This window comes from Sphaerisporangium aureirubrum (assembly GCF_042658925.1).
GTDB lineage: Bacteria > Actinomycetota > Actinomycetes > Streptosporangiales > Streptosporangiaceae > Sphaerisporangium > Sphaerisporangium aureirubrum.
In genome coordinates this window covers 123,165-143,783 of the sequence record NZ_JBHSRF010000001.1, presented here as the reverse complement: position 1 = coordinate 143,783, position 20,619 = coordinate 123,165, and the positions used below count along the sequence as shown (strand labels likewise).

Genomic DNA, 20,619 nt, shown 5'->3' with positions numbered 1-20,619 from the left:
CGGCCGAGACGTGCTCCCGACCCACCTACGGGCCCTTCTCCGGCGCCGCGGCGGTGGGACGTGGCACGGCGAATCCGGCGCCGCCGTACGGCGAGATACCGATCTAACGGAAGGCATCGCGGTGGAGCACGGTGAGCCCGGCAGGCCCGGGGGTGCGGGGGTGTCCCCCGCAGGAGAACAGCCCTTGCGCCTTCCGCGCGGAGCGCGCCCTCCGCGAGGACCATTCCCGGGATGCACAGCATGCGCGGGTTTGCCGCCGTATGAGCCCAGGGGCGAATGGACCGACTACTACCCCTCGATGAAGGACTACTACGAGAAGCCGCCCACCGAGGGCTGACACAGCGAGGGCGGGGTACCGCGGACCCCGCGGACCCGCGTCACCCGGTCATGCCTTGCCCTTCACCAGCGCGCCGCGGTCCCGCAGGGCCTCGAAGCCGATCAGGTCGTCGGGCGGCGCGTCGGGCACCAGGTCGTCGAAGTCCCACAGCACGCGGCGGCGGCGGGCGACGAGCACGCACACGGCGATGGCGGTGCCGAGCAGCATGTAGAGCAGGCCGATGCCACGGCCCTCGCCGGTGCCGATCAGCAGGCCGACCGTGCCGGCGAGCACGCCCTGTTCCAGGAGCAGCGGCTCGAACAGGGCCGTGCCCAGCGGAGCGATCACCGCGTAGCCCACGGGCAGGGTGGAGAACGCCACCAGCTGGTTCAGCGCGAAGACCCGGCCGTGGTAGCGCTGCGGGATCTTGACCTGGACGATCGTGGTGTAGACGCCGTTGAGCAGGGTCAGCGACAGGAACAGGCCGAACACCCCCGCGGCGATCACCACGAGATCCTCCCGGACCCCGATGACCACGGCGGAGGCCGCCAGCGACAGGGTGAACATCAGCTGGCCGCGGAACCGCCGCACCCGCGGGCCGCCCCACGTCGCCATGACGAGGCCGCCGGTGAACACCCCGAGGCCGCCGAAGAAGGCGACCGTGCCGACGTCGGTGAGCGACGCGAACGACAACACCAGCGGGGAGATCATGAGGAACAGCGCGGCCATGAACAGGTTGACCACCGCGAAGAAGGTGATCATGCGGCGGAAGCCCTTGTTCCCCCAGGAGTAGCGGAAGCCGTTGACCAGCTCGGCGGTCATCGATTCGCGGCGGCGCCAGGCCATGGTGGCGGGGAAACGGATGAGCAGCAGGCTGCCGATCGCGACCGCGTAGCTCACCACGTCGATGACCAGGATGCCCTCCAGGCCGATGAGGGCCATCAACCCGGCCGCGGCGAGGGGGACGATCAGCTGGGCGGCGCCGTTCATCATGCCGACGACGCCGTTGGCGTGGCCGAGGAAGCGTTTGGGCACCAGTTGCGGGATGGCCGACCCGTACGCGAGCCGCTGGAAGGCCAGCGCCACCGACAGGCAGGCGAGCAGCGGGTAGATGTGCCAGATCGCCAGGTTGCCGGTCCACAGCAGCACGCCGAGCGCCAGCTGCGCGCCGCCGGCGCAGACGTCGCCGAGCAGCATCACGCGGCGCCGGTCGCTGCGGTCGACGATGGTGCCGGCGAGCGGCGCCACCACCATCCCCGGCACCAGCGCGAGTATGGAGAACAACGCGAAGTCGACCAGCGAGCCGGTGGTCAGGTAGATCCAGATCGGGATCGCGAACTCGGTCAGCGCCGACCCGATGATCGAGATCCCCTGCCCGGCGGCCACCCCGAAGAATCGGCGCATGCTGGGCGGCGGCCCCGCCCGCCTCGGCCCGCCGGACGGACCGGCGCCGCCCGCGCGGCCCTCGGTACCGTCCCGGCCGCCCTCGCCACCGCCGTCCGGAGCACGCGGGCCGTCCCGGCCCTCGGCGGCGGGGCCGTCGTCCGCCGTCCCGGGGGTCGCGCCGGAGACGCCCTCCAGCCACCAGGTCCGCTCGCCGGTGCCGCGCTCGATCGGAGCGGTCCGGCCGGTCCCGATCGCGAGGTGGACGCGGGTGACGATCTCCGCCAGCTCGTCCGCCCGGTACCGCAGGTAGAAGTGGGCGGCCTCGTCGATCACCACACAGGCCGTGACCGGGGACAGGACATGCCACTCGCGGTACCGCTCCTGGTAGAACTCCATGACGGGGTCGCGCTCTCCCGCCACCGAGACGACCGGGGCCGCGAGCCGTCCGGCCTCCTCCTCGAACAGCCGGGTGAAGTAGCGCTCGGCCGCCCGGGTGCCCGTCCTGCGGTTGGCGACGATGAGCCTGAGCTCCTCGGGGCTCAGGTCGGAGACATCGAGACCGGCCGCGGTGAGCGCGTTCACCCGGCCCTGGTCGCCGCGCAGGTCGTCCAGCCGGTAACGCAGCCTGGTCAGGCGGCCCTCCGGCCGGGCGAACGGGTAGATGCCACCCAGGTAGACGGCCTCGACGTCCCGTCCCCGTGCTTCGAGGAGCCGGGCGATCTCCGCGACCAGCATGGCCCCCAGCCCGCAGTGGCCGTACAGCACGACGGGCCCCCGGACGGTGGCGATCACCTCCTCGGCGCAGATCCGCGCCACCTCGTCCGGCGGCATCGCCTCCTCGCCGAGGTCGTGGCCGGGCACCGCGATCGAGTACAGGGCCCAGTCGTCGGGGAGGGCGTCGGCCAGCGGTTTGTAGATCACCGCGCTGCCGCCGCCGTACGGCGCGCAGACCAGTGTCGTGGTGGCGGCGCGGGCCGGGGTGAGCCGGTGCAGCAGGCCGCCCGGACCGGCGCCGGGGGCCGCTTCGAGCAGCGCCGCCGTCTCCTGGACGGTGGTGTGCTTGAAGAGGTCTATCAGCGTGATCCGGTGTTCCGGCGCGGCCTTGCGCAGCCGGGCCAGGACCCGCATGGCAAGCAGGGAGTGCCCGCCGAGCTCGAAGAAGTCGTCGAGCGCGCCGACCTGGGCGAGGCCGAGCACGTCGCCCCAGATCCCGGCGACGGTCTCCTCGGCGGGAGTCCGCGGCGGCACGAACCCGGAGCCGCCGTCGAGCCGCTCGTCGCCGGGTTCGGGCAGCGCGGCCCGGTCGACCTTGCCGTGCGACTTCAGCGGCAGGTGGTCCAGCCAGACGTACCGGGCCGGGATCATGTAGTCGGGCAGCCGGTCGCGTAACCAGGCCCGCACCTCGGCGGCGGGCGGGCGCCCGGCGTCCTCACCGGACCTGTCCTCCGGCAGCAGGTAGCCGACCAGCCGGCCGCCCCGCAGGTCGGCCACCGCCTGGGCGACGCCGGGGAAGCCGGACAGGACGGAGTCGATCTCGCCGAGCTCGACGCGGTAGCCGCGCACCTTCACCTGCAGGTCGCGGCGGCCGAGGAACTGGAGGCTGCCGTCGGGCAGCCACCGGCCGAGGTCCCCCGTCCGGTACATGCGCGCGCCGGGCTCGCCGAAGGGGTCGGGCAGGAAGCGCTCGGCGGTCAGCGCGGGCCTTCCGAGGTAGCCCCGGGCCAGCCGCGCGCCGCCGAGGTGGATCTCCCCGGCCACGCCCACCGGGACCGGGCGCAGCCGCTCGTCCAGCACGTGGACGCGCGCGCCGGGCAGCGGGCGGCCGATCGGCAGCGTGGTGCCCTGCTCGGGCACGGCCGGGTCGACGGTGAACGTCGTCATACCGACCGTCGCCTCGGTGGGGCCGTAGTGGTTGACCACCGCGCAGCGCCCGAGCGCGGCCAGCTCCCGGGCCCAGCCCCAGCCGGAGGCCTCGCCGCCGAGGATCAGCAGCCTGCGGGGCAGCAGTTCGGCGGCGGTGGCCTCGGCGAGCAGCGCGGCCAGGTGCGACGGCGTCATCTTCAGGTAGTCGGCGGGCGTGCGGCCGAAGTGCTCGGCCAGCTCGCGGGCCGAGGTCCGGGACGGGATCAGGTGCAGACGGCCGCCGGTCAGCAACGCCAGGTAGAAGATCGTGACACCGAAGTCGAAGGCCAGCGACTGGAGCAGCGCGAACGAGGCGCCGGGCTCGACCGCGAGCCGCTCGCGGACCCCCGCCAGGTAGGTGACCACCTCCCGGTGCTGGACCGCCACGCCCTTGGGACGGCCGGTGGTCCCCGAGGTGTAGATCACGTACGCCAGGTCGTCCGGCGTGATCGCGGCGTCCCCCGCCTCGGGAACGGCCTCGGGGACGGCGTCCACCGCCTCGGCGCGGAGGCCCGGCGCGTCGAGCGTGACCTCGGTGAGCCCGGACGGCAGCGGCTCCCGCGCCTCCGGCGAGGTGATCACGGTGCGGACCCCGGCGTCGCCGATCATGTACGCGACGCGCTCGGCGGGTTGCTCCGGGTCCAACGGCACGTAGGCTGCGCCCGCCTTCAGCACGCCGAGGAGCGCGACGGCCACCCCGGCGGACTGCTCCAGGCAGACCGCCACCCGATCGCCGGACCGTACGCCGAGGCCGCGCAGGTGGCGGGCGAGGCGGCTCGCGCGCCGGTCCAGCTGGGCGTAGGTGAGCGTCTCGTCCTCGAAGATCACCGCGGCGGCGCCGGGGGAGCGCGCCGCCTGGGCCGAGACCAGCTCGTGCAGCAGACCCTCCGCGCCGAGCGAGGCGGGGGCGGGAGCCGTGCCCAGTTCCAGCACGCGGGCGCGCTCGGCGGCCGGGAGGATGTCCAGGTCGGCGAGGCGGGTGTGCGGGGCGGCGACGGCTGAGCGCAGCAGGCGTATCAGGCCCGCCCCGATGCGGTCGACGGTGTCCGCGTGGAACAGGGCGGTGTTGTAGACCAGCGTGCCGTCGAAGCCGTCCGCGCTCTCGTGCAGGTAGAGGCTGAGGTCGAACCGGCTGACGATGGTGTCGGCGACGAACGGCGACAGCTCCAGCTCGCCGGAGCCGGGCGGCCCCGCGGTGTGGTTCTGCAGCGCGAACATCACCTGGAAGACCGCCGGACGGCTGACGTCGCGCTCCACGTTCAGCTCGTTGACGAGCTGGTCGAAAGGCAGTGCCTGGTGGGAGAAGGCGTCCAGCGCCGAATCCCGGGTGCGGGCCAGCAGCTCGGCGAAGGTCGGGTTCCCCGACAGGTCCGCGCGCATGGCCAGCGTGTTGACGAACATCCCGACGATGCCGTCCAGCTCGGGCAGCCCTCGCCCGCTGACCGGGCTGCCCACCGCGAAGTCCGTCTGCCCGGCCCAGCGGCCGAGCACGGCCTGGAGGGCGGCCAGCATCGTCATGTACGGCGTGGCGCCATGGGCCTCGGCCACGGCGCGGACCGCCGAGGCCAGCTCCGCGTCCGGACGGAACGGCCGTGCCGCCCCGGTGAACGCCTGCTCGGCGGGACGCGGCAGGTCGGTGGGCAGCTCCAGCGGCGGCACCCCGGCGAGCCGGCACCGCCAGTAGTCCACGTCGGCCCGGTAGGCGGGGGTGCCCACGCGCGCCTGCTGCCAGAGGGCGAAGTCGCCGTACTGCACCCGCAGGGCGGGCAGCGGCCCGTGCCCGCCGTGCAGGGTGAGCAGTTCGTTGAGCAGGATGTCGCCGCTCCAGCCGTCGGTGACCGCGTGGTGGGCGGCGACCAGCAGCACATGGTCGAGCGGGCCCAGCCGTACGAGCAGCACCCGCATCAGCGGTCCGGCCGCGAGGTCGAACGGGCGGGCCAGCTCGGCGGAGACCAGGACGCGGGCCGCCTCCACCGAGTCCGCGGCGGCCTCCAGGAACTCGGTGGCCGGTTCGGCGTCGATGACCAGGCGCGGCGTCCCGTCCTCCGAGGTGAGGAAGCGGCTGCGCAGGCTCTCGTGCCGGGCGGTCACCTCGTGGACGGCCCGGCGCAGCGCCCCGGCGTCCAGCGCGCCGCCGACCCGCACCGTGCGGGAGACGGTGTAGGCGGGGGTGCCCGGGAGGTACTGCTCCAGGAACCACAGCCGCTCCTGGGCGTGCGAGAGCGGCGGCTCGGTCCCCTCCGGGCGCGGGGTCACCGTGATCGCGGCGGCGCCGCGGCGGCGCAGCCGCTGGGCCAGCAGTGCCTGCTTGGCCGGGGACGGGCTCGTCACGGCACCTCCGTGGAGTCGAGCAGGCGCATGGCCTCCTCATCGGACAGGCCTTCCAGGTCGGCGAGCAGGGTCTCCTCCACCACTCGCGCGAACTCCTCCAGGGTGCGGTGGGTGAAGAAGGCGCGGATCGGCACCTCGGCCTCGATCATGGCGCCCAGCCGCGCGGCGGCGCGCACGGCGAGCAGCGAGTGCCCGCCGAGGTGGAAGAAGTCGTCGAACGCGCCGACCCGGGTGACGCCGAGCAGGTCGCTCCAGACGTCGGCGACCAGCGCCTCGGCGTCGGTGCGCGGCGGGACGTAGGCGCGGCCGGCGCCGGGCCCGGCGGCGGTCGCGGAGCCGATGACGGCCTGGTCGTCGATCCGGCCCAGCGTCTCCAGCCGCCCGTCCGGGTGGCGGCGGACGCGGTCCCCGGTGCGGCGCGGCTCGCCGTCCTCGCCCGGCGCGCACAGCTCCCCGGTGGCTCCGGGCGGGACCGGCCCGCCCCAGGGGTCGAGCACCCGTTCCGGCAGCCCGGCCCAGGCGGACAGCTGGACCTCGTCGGCCGGGGTGTGCAGCGGCAGCTCGGAGATCGGGCGGTCCGGCCCGGCCGCCACCCGCTCCAGCAGCACGGCGAACCGCTCGGCGAACCGCTGGACGGTCGCCGCGTCCAGCAGCGAGGCGTCGTAGGAGAAGGACAGGACGAGACCGGCGGGCTCCGGCCGCGCCGTGAGGGCCAGGTCGTGCACGACCTCGGCGGGCCGGGGCGCGAAGGGCGCGCGGCGCAGCGCGCCGAAGGACTCCAGTGGCGCCGGGACGTCGCGCACGGCCAGTTCGGTCTGGAACAGTGGCGCCTGGCCGGCGTCGCGCTCCACCTGGAGGGCGGAGACCAGGCGTTCGACCGAGATGTCCTGGTGTTCCTCCGCCTCCCGTTCCGCGGCCCGGGTGCGGCGCAGCAGTTCGGTGAAGGCCGGGTCGCCGGACAGGTCCCCGCGGATCACCAGGTACCGGGTGAGGTGGCCGACGACCCCTTCGAGCCCCGGCTCCTCGCGTCCGCCGACCGGTCGGCCGACGACGAAGCCGGTCTGCCCGGTGTGCCGGGCGAGGGCCACCTGGTAGGCGGCGAGCAGCGCGGTGAACAGGCTCCCGCCCGCCTCCCGGCCGAGCTCCTCCAGCCGCCCGGCCCGCTCCGCGGGCAGCCGCAGCTCGTGCAGCCCTCCGGTGCGGGTGAGCTCCTCGGGCCGCGGCCGGTCGAGGGGCAGGTCCAGGACCGGGGCTCCGGCCAGCCGTCCGCACGAACGCTCCAGCGCCGCCCCGGACAGATCCTCGCGCCTGCGCCGCCAGAGCGCGACGTCGCCGTCCTGCACGGCCGGCGGTCGCGGTTCGCCCTTGCCGTACAGCGCGGCCAGGTCCGCGGTCAGCACGCCGAGGGACCACTCGTCGGCGATCAGGGGGTGGACCACAAGGCACAACACGTGGTCGTCCGCGGCGAGGCGGATCAGCGCCGCCCGGACCGGGGGGACGGCGGACACGTCGAACGGCTGCGCGGCGCACGCCTCGCACAGCCGCGTGGCCTCCGCCGCCGCGCCTGGCAGCCCGGTGAGGTCGTGCCGCGTCACCGGCGGCTCGTACACCGGCTCGATGACCAGCCGGGGCCGTCCCTCGTCGCCGGGGAAGCGGGTGCGCAGCGCCTCGTGCCGGGCCGTCAGCGCGGCGAGGGCGCGGACCAGCGCGTCCTCGTCGAGCGGCCCGGACAGCCGCAGGGCCGTGGCCAGATGGGCGGCGGGGTCGCCGTCCTGGTAGGAGTGGAGGAACCACAGGCCCTCCTGCACCGGGGACAGCGGCACCGGCGTGCCTTCGGCCCGGGGGCGGAGCGGCACCTCCGGGCGGCTGCCGGGGGCGGGCAGGGACTTGCGGTCGATCTTGCCGTTGGGGGTGAGGGGCAGGGCCTCCAGCGGTACGAAGACCGACGGGATCATGTAGGCCGGGAGCCGTTCGGCCAGCGCGGCCCGCAGGTCGCCGGGGTCGGCGGTGCCGACCAGGTAGGCGACCAGGGTCTCGCGGTGGACGGCGGCGACGGCCTGCTCGACGGCGGGGTGGCTTTCCAGCGCCGACTCGATCTCGCCCAGCTCGATGCGGTGGCCGCGCAGCTTGATCTGGTCGTCGGTGCGACCGAGGTATTCCAGGGTGCCGTCGGCGCGGTGCCGGGCGATGTCCCCGGTGCGGTAGAGACGGCCGCCGGGGGGACCGTACGGGTCGGGCACGAACCGGGCGGCGGTCAGGTCGGGACGGTGCAGGTAGCCGTGGGCCAGGCCGTGCCCGCCGATGAGCAGCTCACCGGGGGCGCCCTGGGGAACCGGGTCGAGGTGGTCGTCGACGATGTAGACCTGGGTGTTGGCGATGGGGCCGCCGATGGATACCCGGTCCGGGTCGGCCGGGATCTCCCAGGCGGTGGACCAGATGGTGGTCTCGGTGGGGCCGTAGACGTTGACCGACCGGCCGGTGCGGGCCCGCAACTCCTTGGCCAGCGGAAGGGGAAGGGCCTCGCCGCCGACCAGGGCCGTCACCGAGGAGTCGGCGTAGCCCGCCGCCAGCAGGACCCGCCAGCCCGACGGGGTCGCCTGCACATGGGTGACACCCTCGGACGCGACCAGGTCGGCCAGCAGACGGCCGTCCCTGGCCGTATCGGAGTCGGCGACGACGGTGCGTCCGCCGGTGACCAGCGGCAGGTACAGCTCCAGCCCGGATATGTCGAACGACAACGACGTCAGCGCCAGCCACACATCGTCCTGACCCGACCCCAGCGACTCCCGCATCGCCACCAGGAAGTTCAGCAACGCCCCGTGCGGCACCACCACACCCTTGGGCCGCCCGGTCGAACCGGAGGTGTACAGCACATAGGCCGAATCCGCCGGATCCACCACGCCAGGCGGGTTGCCGGCCGGATAAGCCGAGTGATCGGCGTCCAGCTCCAGCACCGTGCCACCGAAAGCCGGCAACCGCTCACGCACCCCACCGGACACCAGCGCCAGGCGCGCACCGCTGTCGGCCAGCACCAGCTCCACCCGCGCCGCCGGATACTCCGGATCCAGCGGCAGATACGCCGCCCCCGCCTTCAACACCGCCAGCATCCCGGCCAGCGTCTCCGCCGACCGGCCCGCGTACAGGGCCACCACCTGACCGGGCCCGGCCCCGGCCGCCCGCAACCGCCACGCCAGCCGGTTGGCCGCCGCGTTCAGTTCTCCGTAGCTCCACCGCACCCCGCCGGCCACCACCGCCGGCCGCTCCGGCGCCCTCGCCGCCCACTCCTCGAACAGCCCCACCATCCCGGGCGAGGCCGGCAACGCCAGCGCGGTGTCGTTGAGGGTGTGCAGCACCCGCTTACGCTCGGCGCCGTCCACCCGCAGCAGCCGTGACAGCCGCGCTCCCGGCTCGGCGGTGACGCCGTCGAGCAGACGGACGAACCGGGCCGCGAATCCCTCGATCGTCCCGGGGTCGAACAGCGCCCCGTCGTAGCCGAAGGTCAGCTCCAGCCCGCTGTCCGACATCCAGGCGTCCACCATGAGGTCGAACCGCGCCGGGGTGTGGTCGGCGTGGAACACCCCCACCGTCGTCTCCCCGAGGGTGTCGTTGCGGGCGCCGACCTGGGTGTGCAGGATGAACATGGTCTCGAAGACCGCCGCCGGGCCGGCGTCGCGCGCCCCGCCGAAGAGCCGTTCCATCGGGATGTCCTGGTGGGTGAACGCCTCCAGGACCGCCTCACGGGTCTGGCCGAGCAGGTCGGTGAACGCGGGATCGCCGGACAGGTCGCCGCGCACCACCACGGTTCCGGCCAGGTAGCCGATCACGGGCTCCAGTTCGACCCGGTCCCGGCCGGCGACCGCGGTCCCGACGGGGATGTCGTACTGCCCGGTCTGCTGGGCGAGCAGCGACTGGTAGGCGGCGAGCATCACCATGAACAGCGTCGTGCCCGTCGTCCGGCCGAGGTTCTCCAGCGCGGACACCGTCCGGGGCGGCAGCGTGGCGCGGTGGAAGGCGCCCTTGCGGTCGCCTCCGGGGGAGCGTGGATGGTCGGTGGGCAGGTTCAGGGCGGGGACCCCGGCCAGCCGTTCCCGCCAGAACTCCACGGCGGCGTCGCCCTCCCCCGCCGCGTCCCGTTCCCGCCGCCAGTGCACGACGTCGCCCTGGTGCAGCACCGGCTCGGGCAGTTCCCGTCCCTCGTAGAACGCGACCAGGTCGGCGAGGAGCACGTTCTGCGACCAGCCGTCGCCGATGATGTGGTGGAGCACCACGCACAGGACGTGCTCGCGCTCGGCGAGCCTGATCAGGGTCGCCCGCAGCGGAGGCGCGTCCGCCAGGTCGAGCGGCGCGTTCACCCGTTCGGTCACCAGCCGCCGGGCCTCGGTCTCCCGCTCGCCCTCCGGGAGGGCCGAAAGGTCGAAGCGTTCGAGCGGGAAGGGGGCGGGCGGCTCGACCACCGGGAGGAGCACGCCGTCGGTCTCGGGGAACCGGGTGCGCAGCGCCTCGTGCCGGGCCACGACGCGGGTGAGCGCGGCGGCCACGCGGTCCTGGTCGAGCGGGCCGCGCAGCCGGTACGCCAGGTAGACGTTGGAGATGTCCTTGGGGTCGAGCCGGTGCAGGAACCACATCCGTTCCTGCGCGGCGGACAGCGGTGGCGGGGTCCCGGCAGGGCGGGGACCGAGCGGCACCGAGGACGTCTCCAGGTCCTGCACGGCCGCGGCGAACGCGGCCACGGTCGGGCGGGCGAACAGCGCCTGGACGGGGACCTCGACCCCGAGCCGCGCGGTGAGCCGCGCCGCCGCCTTGGCCGCCAGCAGGGAGTGGCCGCCGAGCAGGAAGAAGTCGTCGTCGGCGCCGACCGCGTCCAGCTTCAGGACCTCGGCGAACACCTCGGCCACCTGGCGCTCGGCCGCGGTCCGCGGCGCCGCTCCCGACCCGGCTTCCGGGAGTTCCGGCCGCGGCAGGGCCTTGCGGTCGATCTTGCCGTTGGGGGTGAGGGGCAGGGCCTCCAGCGGCACGAAGACCGTGGGGATCATGTACGCCGGGAGCCGTTCGGCCAGCGCTCCCCGCAGGTCGCCGGGGTCGGCGGTGCCGACCAGGTAGGCGACCAGGGTCTCGCGGTGGACGGCGGCGACGGCCTGGCGGATGCCGGGGTGGTCTTCGAGGACGGACTCGATCTCGCCGAGTTCGATGCGGTGGCCGCGCAGCTTGATCTGGTTGTCGGTGCGGCCGAGGTATTCCAGGGTGCCGTCGGCGTGATGCCGGGCGATGTCCCCGGTGCGGTAGAGACGGCCACCGGCGGGACCGTAGGAGTCGGGGACGAACCGGGCGGCGGTCAGGTCGGGACGGTGCAGGTAGCCGTGGGCCAGGCCGTGCCCGCCGATGAGCAGCTCACCGGGAGTTCCCTCGGGGACCGGGTCGAGGTGGTCGTCGACGACGTAGACCTGGGTGTTGGCGATGGGACGGCCGATGGAGACGCGGTCCGGGTCGTTCGGTACCTCCCAGGCGGTGGACCAGATGGTGGTCTCGGTGGGGCCGTAGACGTTGACCAACCGGCGGGTGCGCGCGCGCAGGTCACGGGCCAGGGGAAGGGGAAGGGCCTCGCCGCCGACGAGCGCCGTCACGCCGGGGCCGGTGAAGTCCGCGGCCAGCAGGACCCGCCAGCCCGACGGGGTCGCCTGCACATGGGTGACACCCTCGGCGGCGATCAGCTCGGCCAGCAGGCGGCCGTCCCGGGCGGTGCCGGAGTCGGCGACGACGGTGCGGCCCCCGGTGACCAGCGGGAGGTACAGCTCCAGCCCGGATATGTCGAACGACAACGACGTCAGCGCCAGCCACACGTCGTCCCGGCCTGTATCCAGCAGCTCCCGCATGGCCACCAGGAAGTTCAGCAGTGCCCCGTGCGGCACCACCACACCCTTGGGCCGCCCGGTCGATCCGGAGGTGTACAGCACATAGGCCGGATCCGCCGGATCCACCACGACCGGCGGGGCCTCGGCCGGATAAGCCGAGTGATCGGCGTCCAGCTCCAGCACCGTGCCGCCGAAGGCGGGCAACCGCTCACGCACCCCGCCGGACACCAGCGCGACCCGAGCCCCGCTGTCGGCCAGCACCAGCTCCACCCGCGCCGCCGGATACTCCGGATCCAGCGGCAGATACGCCGCCCCCGCCTTCGACACCGCCAGCATCGCGGCCAGCGTCTCGGCCGACCGGCGCGCGTACAGGGCGACGACATCCCCGCGCCGCACCCCCGCCTCCGCCAGCCGCCAGGCGAGCCGGTTGGCCGCCGCGTTCAGTTCTCCGTAGCTCCACCGCACCCCGCCGGCCACCACCGCCGGCCGCTCCGGTGTCCCCGCCGCCCACTCCTCGAACAACCCCACCATTCCCGGCAGATCCGGCAGCTCCCGCGCGGTGTCGTTAGGATCCAACTGCTGGACCGAGTCGTTCGAGATCTCCCGCTGCGGCGTTTCGCGCATCGCGCCATCCTCTGTCGGACAGGTGTGGTCGTCCCAGCTCGAAGGTCGTTTCAGGCGCCCGCCAACCGGTGCCAGGTGGTGCCTATTGGTGCCTCGGGCCTCGCGTGGAAGCGAGCACGACGGCATCCGTCACGCGAAGGTGGAAACCTGCGTGGGAACGCTCCCACGGAACTGTCAGGGTAAGGAGCGGCTCCCTTTAGGTCAAGATCGAATCGATATGCACCCCTGCCGCGCGGCACCGAAAGTGCACATAATGCCGGACTGAAACCTTTACAGGGCGATATCGAGAACATTACAAAGTTTGTTCACTTGACATCCCTCGCAGGTGATTCCACTCTCTTTGCTGAAACCTTCCGGTGGACCATGGAGAAGCGCCCCCAGGTCGGCCCCTGCAAAAGACCGGAGAAGGGAATGAAACCGACCGAGGAAGTCGGCACCGGGATCTCCGGCACCGCCCCGTCCCCCGGACCGCCCGCCGAGGACACCCCGTGACGGAGGGCCAGGCGGAGCGGCTGGCGAGCCTGTCCGACCGGCGGCGCGAGCTGATGACACGGCTGCTCGCCCAGAAGGCGGCGGCCACGGCCATCCCGCGGCTGCCACGCACCGGGGCCCCGCTGGAGTGCTCCCACGAGCAGCGCCGGATCTGGCTGGCCGGGCAGGCCACCCCGGAGGCCGTCCCCCCCAACGTCACGCTGGGCGTCGCGGTCACCGGCGAGCTCGACCCGGCCCGCCTCTCGGCGGCGCTCACCGCGCTGGTGGCCCGGCACGAGTCGCTGCGCACCCGGTACACGGCGATCGACGGCCTGCCGTACCAAGTCGTCCGCGCCGCGCAGCCGGTGCCGCTGGAGCTCCTCGACCTGACCTGCCTTCCGGAGGAGGAGCGGGAAGCGGAGGCGCTGAAACTTTCCCTCACCGCGGCCGGGGAACGGTTCGACCTGACGCATGGCCCGCTGCTGCGGCTGACGGTGTACCGGCTCGGCCCGCTGGAGCACCGGCTGTTCCTGGTCTGCCACCACATCGCCTGCGACGGCGGTTCCGTGGGCCTGGTCGCGGACGACCTGGCGGCCCTGTACTCCGGCTCGGACCTCGCGCCTCCCCCGGACCCGCAGTACGCCGACTACGCCGCCTGGTCGGTGAAGCGGGCCCGGGAGCGCGCGCCGGGGCGCCTGCCGTACTGGCGGGAACGGCTGGCCGGCGTCGAGCCGGTGTTCCCGCGCATCCCGCACAAGGCCGGCACCGGACGCGGCAGCGCGACCACGGCCGTGCGGGTCCGCCGCGACGTGGTGGACGGCCTGCGCCAGACCGGTCCGGCCACGCCGTTCACCGTGCTGCTGTCGGCCTACCTGATCCTGCTGCACCGGCTGAGCGGGCGGCGCGACCTGGTGGTGGGGATGGTGACGACCGGTCGCGGCCGGCGCGAGCTGGAGCCGGTCGTCGGGTGCTTCATCAACCTGGTGCCGCTCCGGGTGAGCCTGCCCGGCGACTTCCCGGCGCTGCTCGCCCAGGTCAAAGAGGCAGTCGCCGGGGCACTGGCCAACGAGATCCCCTTCGACGCGCTCGTCTCCGGCATCGGCGGCCACCGCCTGCCCGGCGTCCACCCCGCCTTCCAGGCGGCCGTCGTGCACCGGGACGACCCGGCGCCCCCGCCGGGCTGGGAGGGTCTGCGCGCCCGGGTCTGGGAACACGAGGTGGACGACGCCAGCTTCGACCTCGGCCTGACCGCCACCCCGAGGGGCGAGGAGTACGAACTCGCGCTCACCGGGCGGCTCGCCCGTTTCACCCCCGCGGACCTGACGGACCTCACCGGACGCCTCCTCGGCATCCTGCGCGATCCGGCCGTCTGAACCAGGCCACCCCGACGGATCAGCCCACCTCGGCCGGCGGGACGAGCGGGGCCGACCACCGGCTGAGCCTGAGGACGTCCTCGGCGATGCTTGAGCCGGTGGCGGGGCGGAAGGGCGGGACGGGGTGGGCCTTCGGCCCGATGACCAGGCCGGTCCGCCCGTCCAGCGAGGCGTCCGTGGCGGCGAGGATCGACGGCCGCGCGGCCACCGACGCGGGGCCGGACGTGGCGCGTTCGAAGGTGCGCCGGACCAGCGGCCAGAGCAGCCGCAGCCCCGGCGAGACGATCGCGGGTGACCGCATGGTGCCGTCGGTCATGTCGGTGGCGGCGCCGCCGGGGTCGGCCGCGAAGACCGAGATGCCCGTGCCGCGCAGCCGCTCGGCCAGATTCAGGGTGTACGCGAGGTTGGCGAGCTTGGCCCGGCCGTACCAGTGAAAGCCGTAGTAGCCACCCGGCGGCTCCACGGCGTCGAAGGTGCGCTTGGCCAGCCGGATCGACCCCGAGGTGACGTTCACGACGCGGCTCGGCCCGCCGGCATGGAGCGGCTCCAGTAACAGCTCGGTCAGCAGGTACGGGGAGAGGTGGTTGACGGCGAACGTCGCCTCGATCCCGTCCACCGTGCGCTGCCGCTTCGCGAACATCGCGCCGACGTTGTTCACCAGCACGTCCAGCGGCCCCTCCCCGGCGAGCCGGGCGGCGAGCGCCCGCACGGCACCGAGCGACGCCAGGTCGGCCTGGACGAACCTCGCCCGCGGGCCGGTCGTCACCGCGTCGATCCGCTCGGCCGCGCGGGCGCCCCGCTCGGCGTTCCGCCCGACCACGGTCACCGCGTGACCCGTCGCCGCCAGCCCCATGGCGGTCTCCAGGCCGATCCCCCCGGTCCCCGCCGTCACCACAGCCCTTTTGCTCACGGCCCGCCCCTTCGGTTCAGTACCGGATAGTCATCCGGTTCCCGATCCGCACGGTAGCACAAGCGGATTACTATCCGTTTAGCTGGACAAGGGTGTGCGGTGACGGACTTCCGGACTGTCAGCGCGACGGGGACGGACTTCCAGGCCGTCGGCGCGACGGGGACGGACTTCCAGGCCGTCGGCGCGACGCGGACGGACTTCCAGGCCGTCGGCGCGACGCGGACGGACTACCAGGCCGTCAGCGCGGCGGGCGGAGGCCCTCGAGAAGGACGGCGAGGTACATCTCGGCGCGGCCGGCGTCGTCGCCGCCGGCGCGGACCGCGTGCTCGATGCCGCAGAGCAGGCGGCGGACGTCGTCCGCCTCGATGTCCCGCCGGATGGCCCCCGCGTCGCGGGCGCGGTCGAGCAGCTCCGCGACGGCGCGGTCGAGCTCGGCCTTCATCCGCGAGGTCTGCGCGTCGGCGTCGCTGGCGGAGGCGAGCACCGCCGCGAACCCGGCGTCGTCCAGCGCGCGCCCGAGCGCGTACCGCAGGAGGCGGTGCAGGCCCGCGAGCGCGTCCTCGTCGGCCGCCGCGGCCTGCGCCTCCGCGACGAGCTGCTGGAAGCGCTCCGCCATGAGCGCTTCGAGCAGCGCGTGCCGGTTGGGGAAGTGCCGGTACACGGTCCCGACACCCACCCCCGCGAGCCGCGCGATGGTGTTCAGCATGAGCGAGTCGTCCCCGTTGGCCAGCTGCTCACGGGCGACCTGCAACACCCGCACGCGGTTGCGCGCGGCGTCCGCGCGCATCGCCGTCCCGCGCTCGGCTCCGGATGTCACGTCATCAGCCTAATCATTCGCCGTCCGGGCCTCACAAGCCGATGTCGGACCGCGGTCCCGCGTACGTTCGCAGCAGCGCGGGGCCGATCCATCGGTGGGATGGAGATCGTCCTTGAGGGGTGACGGCCCTTGTCGTCGACATCGTTCATCCGCTCTCGGCTGGGAACCGCGCCAGCCGAAAGGCTAAAATTCCTGAAATAAGTTTGTCAACTCCACAAACTAATTGTCGATACTGACCTGGCCAGAGCCATGAAACTAGCAATTCCCGTGCATCTGAAGGGCTCCATGTTCCCGCTCGCCGCGATCCGCCGGACTTCGCCGCAGGCCCGAGGCAGCAACCCGGCTGCGTGCGCGTCTCTGTGATGTGGAAGTCGAACTGGTCTCCGCGAGGGACCCTCTGATCGGAGAACGCGTGGACGTCGCGGCGATCTTCTCCGCGCATCACCTGGGTCTCGTCAGGCTGGCACTGATCATGGTGGGTGACCGGGCCACGGCCGAGGACGTGGTGCAGGAGGCGTTCACCCGCACGCACGAGGGCCGCGCACGGCTCCGCGACCCGGACAGGGCGCTGGCGTACGTACGGTCGGCGGTGCTCAACGGCTGCCGTTCTGTGCTCAGGCGCCGGGCGGCGGTCCTGCGGCGGGGCGTGCCCCACGAGGCGCCGGTGTGGTCGGCCGAGAACGCGGCGCTGGCGGGCGAGGAGCACCGCGAGGTACTCGTCGCGCTGCAGAGCCTGCCGCCCAGGCAGCGGGAGGCCCTCACGCTGCGCTACTACCTAGATCTTTCCGACACGCAGATCGCGCGGACCATGGGGATCGGCGCGAGCAGCGCCCGGTCCGCCATCGCGCGCGGGCTGGCCGCGCTCAGCCGGGTGCTCAAGGAGGAGACATGAACGAGCGCATGGAGACACGCTTGCGGGACGCGCTGGCCGAGGCTGGTGCCACGATCGAGCCGGGCACCCTACGGCCGCTGGCAAGGACGCGGCGGCGTCCTTCCTGGCGTCCCTGGCTCGTGGCCGCCGGGGTGGCGGTGGTCCTCGCCGGGGCGGTCACCGCCTCCGGAGCGCGGGACGAGCCGGCGGACTCCCCGGCGGTGATGATGCCGATGGCGTTCACCGGGACTTACCGCGAGGGCGGCCCCGAGATCGCCGTCTTCCTGTGCACCGAGGACTCCCCGTACCCCTCGTGCGGCGGGCGGTGGGCCACTCCCGGGGCGGGCGGCGGCAGGGCCGTCACACCGGAACAGATCCAGGCCGTACGGCGCGCTCTCATCGCGATGCCGCAGGTGCGATCGGTGACCTTCCGCGACAAGGCGACGGCGTACGTCGAGTTCCGGGAGGATTTCGACAGCGACGAGGCGCTCCTCGATGCCGTCTCCGTGGAGGACATGCCGCTGACGTTCCAGCTGAGGATGCAGCCGGGCACCGACTGGCGCGCCGTCATGCGAGCCGCGCAGGCGATGCCGGGCGTCTCCAACACCGTCGACCTGAAGTGCGCGCAGGAGCACCGGGACGCCGCCGTGGCGTGCGCCACGGGCGACGGACCCCCCTCATGAGCGGCCAAGCCCGGCAGAGCCTTCGCCGATCCGGGATGCCATGATTCGGTTATGGAGCACGGAAGAGTTCGGGAAGCGGTCAGGAAGGGCTGGAACGAAGACGTCCTGCCCAGCCTCTCCGGCCTGGTGGAGATCCCCGCGGTGTCGGCCGCCTACGACGCCGCCTGGGAGCGGAACGGCCACCTGCGCGCCGCCGTCGACCACGTACGGGACTGGATCACCTCACGTGACCTGCCGGGCGCCCGGTGTGAGATCGTCCAGCTCGACGGCCGTGCCCCGCTGCTCCTCGTGGACGTGCCCGCGACCCCCGGCGCGGCGGCGAGCGGCACCGTGCTCCTCTACGGCCACCTCGACAAGCAGCCCCCGCTGGGCGACTGGTCGGAAGGCCTGGGGCCGTGGCAGGCGGTGCTGCGCGACGGGCGCCTCTACGGCCGCGGCTCGGTCGACGACGGCTACTCGGGCTACGCGGCGGCGACCGCCCTGACCGCCGTCCGGGCCGCGGGCGGCGAGCACGCCCGTGCGCTCCTGCTCCTGGAGACCGGCGAGGAGTCCGGCAGCCCCGACCTGCCCGCGTACCTCGAACACCTGGCCGGCCGTCTCGGCGAGATCACCCTGGTGGTCTGCCTGGACGGCGGCGGCGGCGACTACGAGCGGATGTGGCTGACCACGAGCCTGCGCGGCGCCGTGCAGGCGACCGTCACGGTACGCGTCCTCGACACCGCCGCCCACTCCGGGATCGCCAGCGGCATCGTCCCGAGCTCCTTCCGCGTCATGCGCCTCCTGCTCGACCGTCTGGAGGACTCCGCGACCGGCGAGGTCACCATCCCCGAGATGAACGTCCCGATCCCCGAGCCTCGGCGCGCCGAGGCCGAGGCACTGGCCGCCCTGGAGCCGGGAGCCGTCGCGCGCCGATTCCCGCTCGTCGCCGGCATGCGCCCGTCCTCGGACGACGACGTCGACCTCATCCTCAACAACACCTGGCGCCCGACCCTGTCCGTGATCGGCGCCGCCGGCCTGCCCGACCCCGCCGTGGCCGGAGCCGTACTGCGCGCCTCGACGTCCCTGCGCCTGAGCTTCCGCACCCCGCCGACGGTCGACGCGGAAGCCGCCAAGGCCGCCCTCGTGAAGATCCTCACCACCGACGTCCCCTACGGCGCCCAGGTGGAGGTGAGCGACTTCATGCTCCTGAACGGCTGGCAGTCCCCCGCACCCGCCCCCTGGCTCACCACCGCCCTGGAACAGGTCGACGCCCAGGTCTTCGACAAGCCCACCCACGGCTTCGGCATCGGCGGCGGCATCCCGTTCATGGACATGCTCACCCGCCGCTACCCCCGCGCCCAGTTCGTCGTCACCGGCGCCCTCGGCTCGGACTCGAACATGCACGTCCCCGACGAATGGCTGAACCTCTCCTTCGCCGAACAGATCACCGAGGCCATCGCCCACATCCTCGACGCCCACGCCCGCGACTGAGCGGCGGGGGGCTGACGGGCGTGGCGTTTTTGTCGGTCTCGATCAATACCGTGAGCCTCGCGTTCACCGCGCAAAGGGATGTCCCCGTCATCGGCGAGCGGAGGTAGCCGGGCATTTCCACAGCTCAGCGCCTTCTGCCCGCTGACGGCCTCCCTTCCTCTCAACCCCCCTCGGAGGACCAGTGAGACTACGGTCTCTACTGGCGAGCACTGCTGTGCTCGTCATCACCCTGACGGCCACGCCGGTCGCCGGCGCGTCGGCCCAGGCGACGGCCGCCGCCCCGGCCGTCGCGGAGAACCTCTTGGCCGAGGTGAGCCAAGGCAAGAAGGTGCGTGCGATCGTCGAGGTCAGAGGCTTCGTCACCCGGGTGGCCGCGGCCCTCGAAGCGGCGTCGGACGAGACCACGGTCATCGACGCGACCAGCTCCGGCGACTTCCTCGTCGTCACCGTCGACCAGCCGACCCTCGACGCGGCCATGGCCCACGACATGGTCAGGGCCGTCTACCGGGACGAGTTGAGCAAGGCGACGCTCGACGGCACCACCAGGCTGATCGGTTCGCGCAAGGCCAACAAGGCGGGCTGGACCGGCAAGGGGTCGACCATCGCGATCCTCGACACCGGCATCGACCGGGATCACCCGTTCTTCGCCGGGCGGATCGTGCGGGAGGCCTGCTTCTCCACCTCCGATCCCGACCCGCTCTACCAGGCCGACTCGTTGTGCCCGAGCGGGCAGCAGTCCGAGATCGGCGCCGGCGCGGCCGACGCCGAGACCGCGAAATGCGTGGTGGACGGCGTGGTCGAGTGCTACCACGGCACGCACGTCGCGGGCGTCGCGGCCGGGAAGAAGGCCGGTCCCGGGCCCTCCGGCGGCGTCGCGCCGGAGGCGGGCATCCTGCCGATCCAGGTGTTCTCCCGGTTCAACGGTCCCATCTGCCAGGAACAGGGCACCTCGGCGCCGTGCTTCCTCAGCTTCACCTCCGACCAGAAGCTCGCGCTGCAGTACGTCGACCAGGTTCACGCGGGCCTGAACGTCGTGGCGGCCAACCTGAGCCTCTCCGTGGGGCCAAAGCACAAGGTCCACTGCGACGCGGACCCCGCCTACGGGGCCCTCAAGTGGGAGATCCTCTGGCTCAAGGACTTCGGCGTCACCACCGTCGTGTCGGCGGGCAACGACCGGTACGCGGACGGCGTCGCCAGCCCCGCCTGCATCTCCTCGGTGGTGGCGGCCGGCGCGACCAACAACCACGACCGTCCTGCCCGCTTCGGCGACCGCGGCCCGCTGCTCGACCTCTTCGCGCCCGGCGTGGCCGTCAGGTCCGCCGTGCCCGGCGGCACCTTCAGGTCCCTGAGCGGCACCTCCCTCGCCGCGGCCCACGTCGCGGGGGCCCTGGCACTGGTCCGGCAGGCCAACCCGGACCTGCCCGGCGAAGGGCTCGTCGAGCGATTGCAGACCACCGGCAAGGACATCGTCTACCGCAGCGGCGGCACCAGGGTGACCACGAAGCGCATCGACCTCGCCGCCGCCCTTTCCCTCACCCCGACCCCGTCCCCCACGCCGAACGACTAGCGGCTTCAGACGGATGCCGGTCACGCCACCGCGTGGCCGGCATCCGCGC

At 73.3% G+C, this 20,619-nt stretch carries 9 protein-coding genes; 5 read left to right on the top strand and 4 right to left on the bottom strand.

Features of this window, described 5'->3' with window-relative positions:
• Window positions 1-385: 385 nt before the first annotated feature.
• Window positions 386-5,935 carry a non-ribosomal peptide synthetase/MFS transporter gene (locus ACFP1K_RS00645; RefSeq protein WP_380745911.1) on the bottom strand — a complete coding sequence of 1,850 codons (5,550 nt, stop codon included), beginning with the start codon at window positions 5,933-5,935 and terminating at the stop codon, window positions 386-388.
• Window positions 5,932-12,408, bottom strand: a complete 6,477-nt coding sequence (locus ACFP1K_RS00640) for an amino acid adenylation domain-containing protein (RefSeq protein WP_380745908.1) — start codon at window positions 12,406-12,408, stop codon at window positions 5,932-5,934. Before ACFP1K_RS00640 ends, ACFP1K_RS00645 begins: the two co-directional genes overlap by 4 nt.
• Before the next feature lie 488 nt (window positions 12,409-12,896).
• Here ACFP1K_RS00640 and ACFP1K_RS00635 point away from each other — a divergent pair, with 488 nt between their 5' ends.
• Window positions 12,897-14,252: a condensation domain-containing protein gene (locus tag ACFP1K_RS00635; protein WP_380745905.1), complete on the top strand. Its 1,356-nt coding sequence runs from the start codon at window positions 12,897-12,899 to the stop codon at window positions 14,250-14,252.
• 19 nt (window positions 14,253-14,271) lie between these two features.
• On the opposite strand, the gene ACFP1K_RS00630 is transcribed toward ACFP1K_RS00635, so the two are convergent.
• Window positions 14,272-15,162: an SDR family NAD(P)-dependent oxidoreductase gene (locus tag ACFP1K_RS00630; RefSeq protein ID WP_380745903.1), complete on the bottom strand. Its 891-nt coding sequence runs from the start codon at window positions 15,160-15,162 to the stop codon at window positions 14,272-14,274.
• Between the two features lie 238 nt (window positions 15,163-15,400).
• Window positions 15,401-15,979: a TetR/AcrR family transcriptional regulator gene (locus tag ACFP1K_RS00625; protein ID WP_380745901.1), complete on the bottom strand. Its 579-nt coding sequence runs from the start codon at window positions 15,977-15,979 to the stop codon at window positions 15,401-15,403.
• 364 nt (window positions 15,980-16,343) lie between these two features.
• Between ACFP1K_RS00625 and ACFP1K_RS00620 the strand changes: the two genes are divergently transcribed.
• The 4 genes from ACFP1K_RS00620 (at window position 16,344) to ACFP1K_RS00605 (ending at window position 20,570) form a co-directional block, all read left to right on the top strand.
• Entirely contained in the window at window positions 16,344-16,871 is a 528-nt protein-coding gene (locus ACFP1K_RS00620; RefSeq protein ID WP_380745899.1) for an RNA polymerase sigma factor, read from the top strand.
• Window positions 16,868-17,533: a permease-like cell division protein FtsX gene (locus tag ACFP1K_RS00615; RefSeq protein WP_380745897.1), complete on the top strand. Its 666-nt coding sequence runs from the start codon at window positions 16,868-16,870 to the stop codon at window positions 17,531-17,533. The genes ACFP1K_RS00620 and ACFP1K_RS00615 overlap by 4 nt, the downstream gene beginning before the upstream one ends.
• Before the next feature lie 51 nt (window positions 17,534-17,584).
• Window positions 17,585-19,003 (top strand): M20/M25/M40 family metallo-hydrolase, encoded by a 1,419-nt coding sequence (locus ACFP1K_RS00610; RefSeq protein WP_380745895.1) that lies wholly within the window; start codon window positions 17,585-17,587, stop codon window positions 19,001-19,003.
• Window positions 19,004-19,217: 214 nt separating this feature from the next.
• Entirely contained in the window at window positions 19,218-20,570 is a 1,353-nt protein-coding gene (locus ACFP1K_RS00605; protein ID WP_380745893.1) for a S8 family peptidase, read from the top strand.
• Window positions 20,571-20,619: the final 49 nt, after the last annotated feature.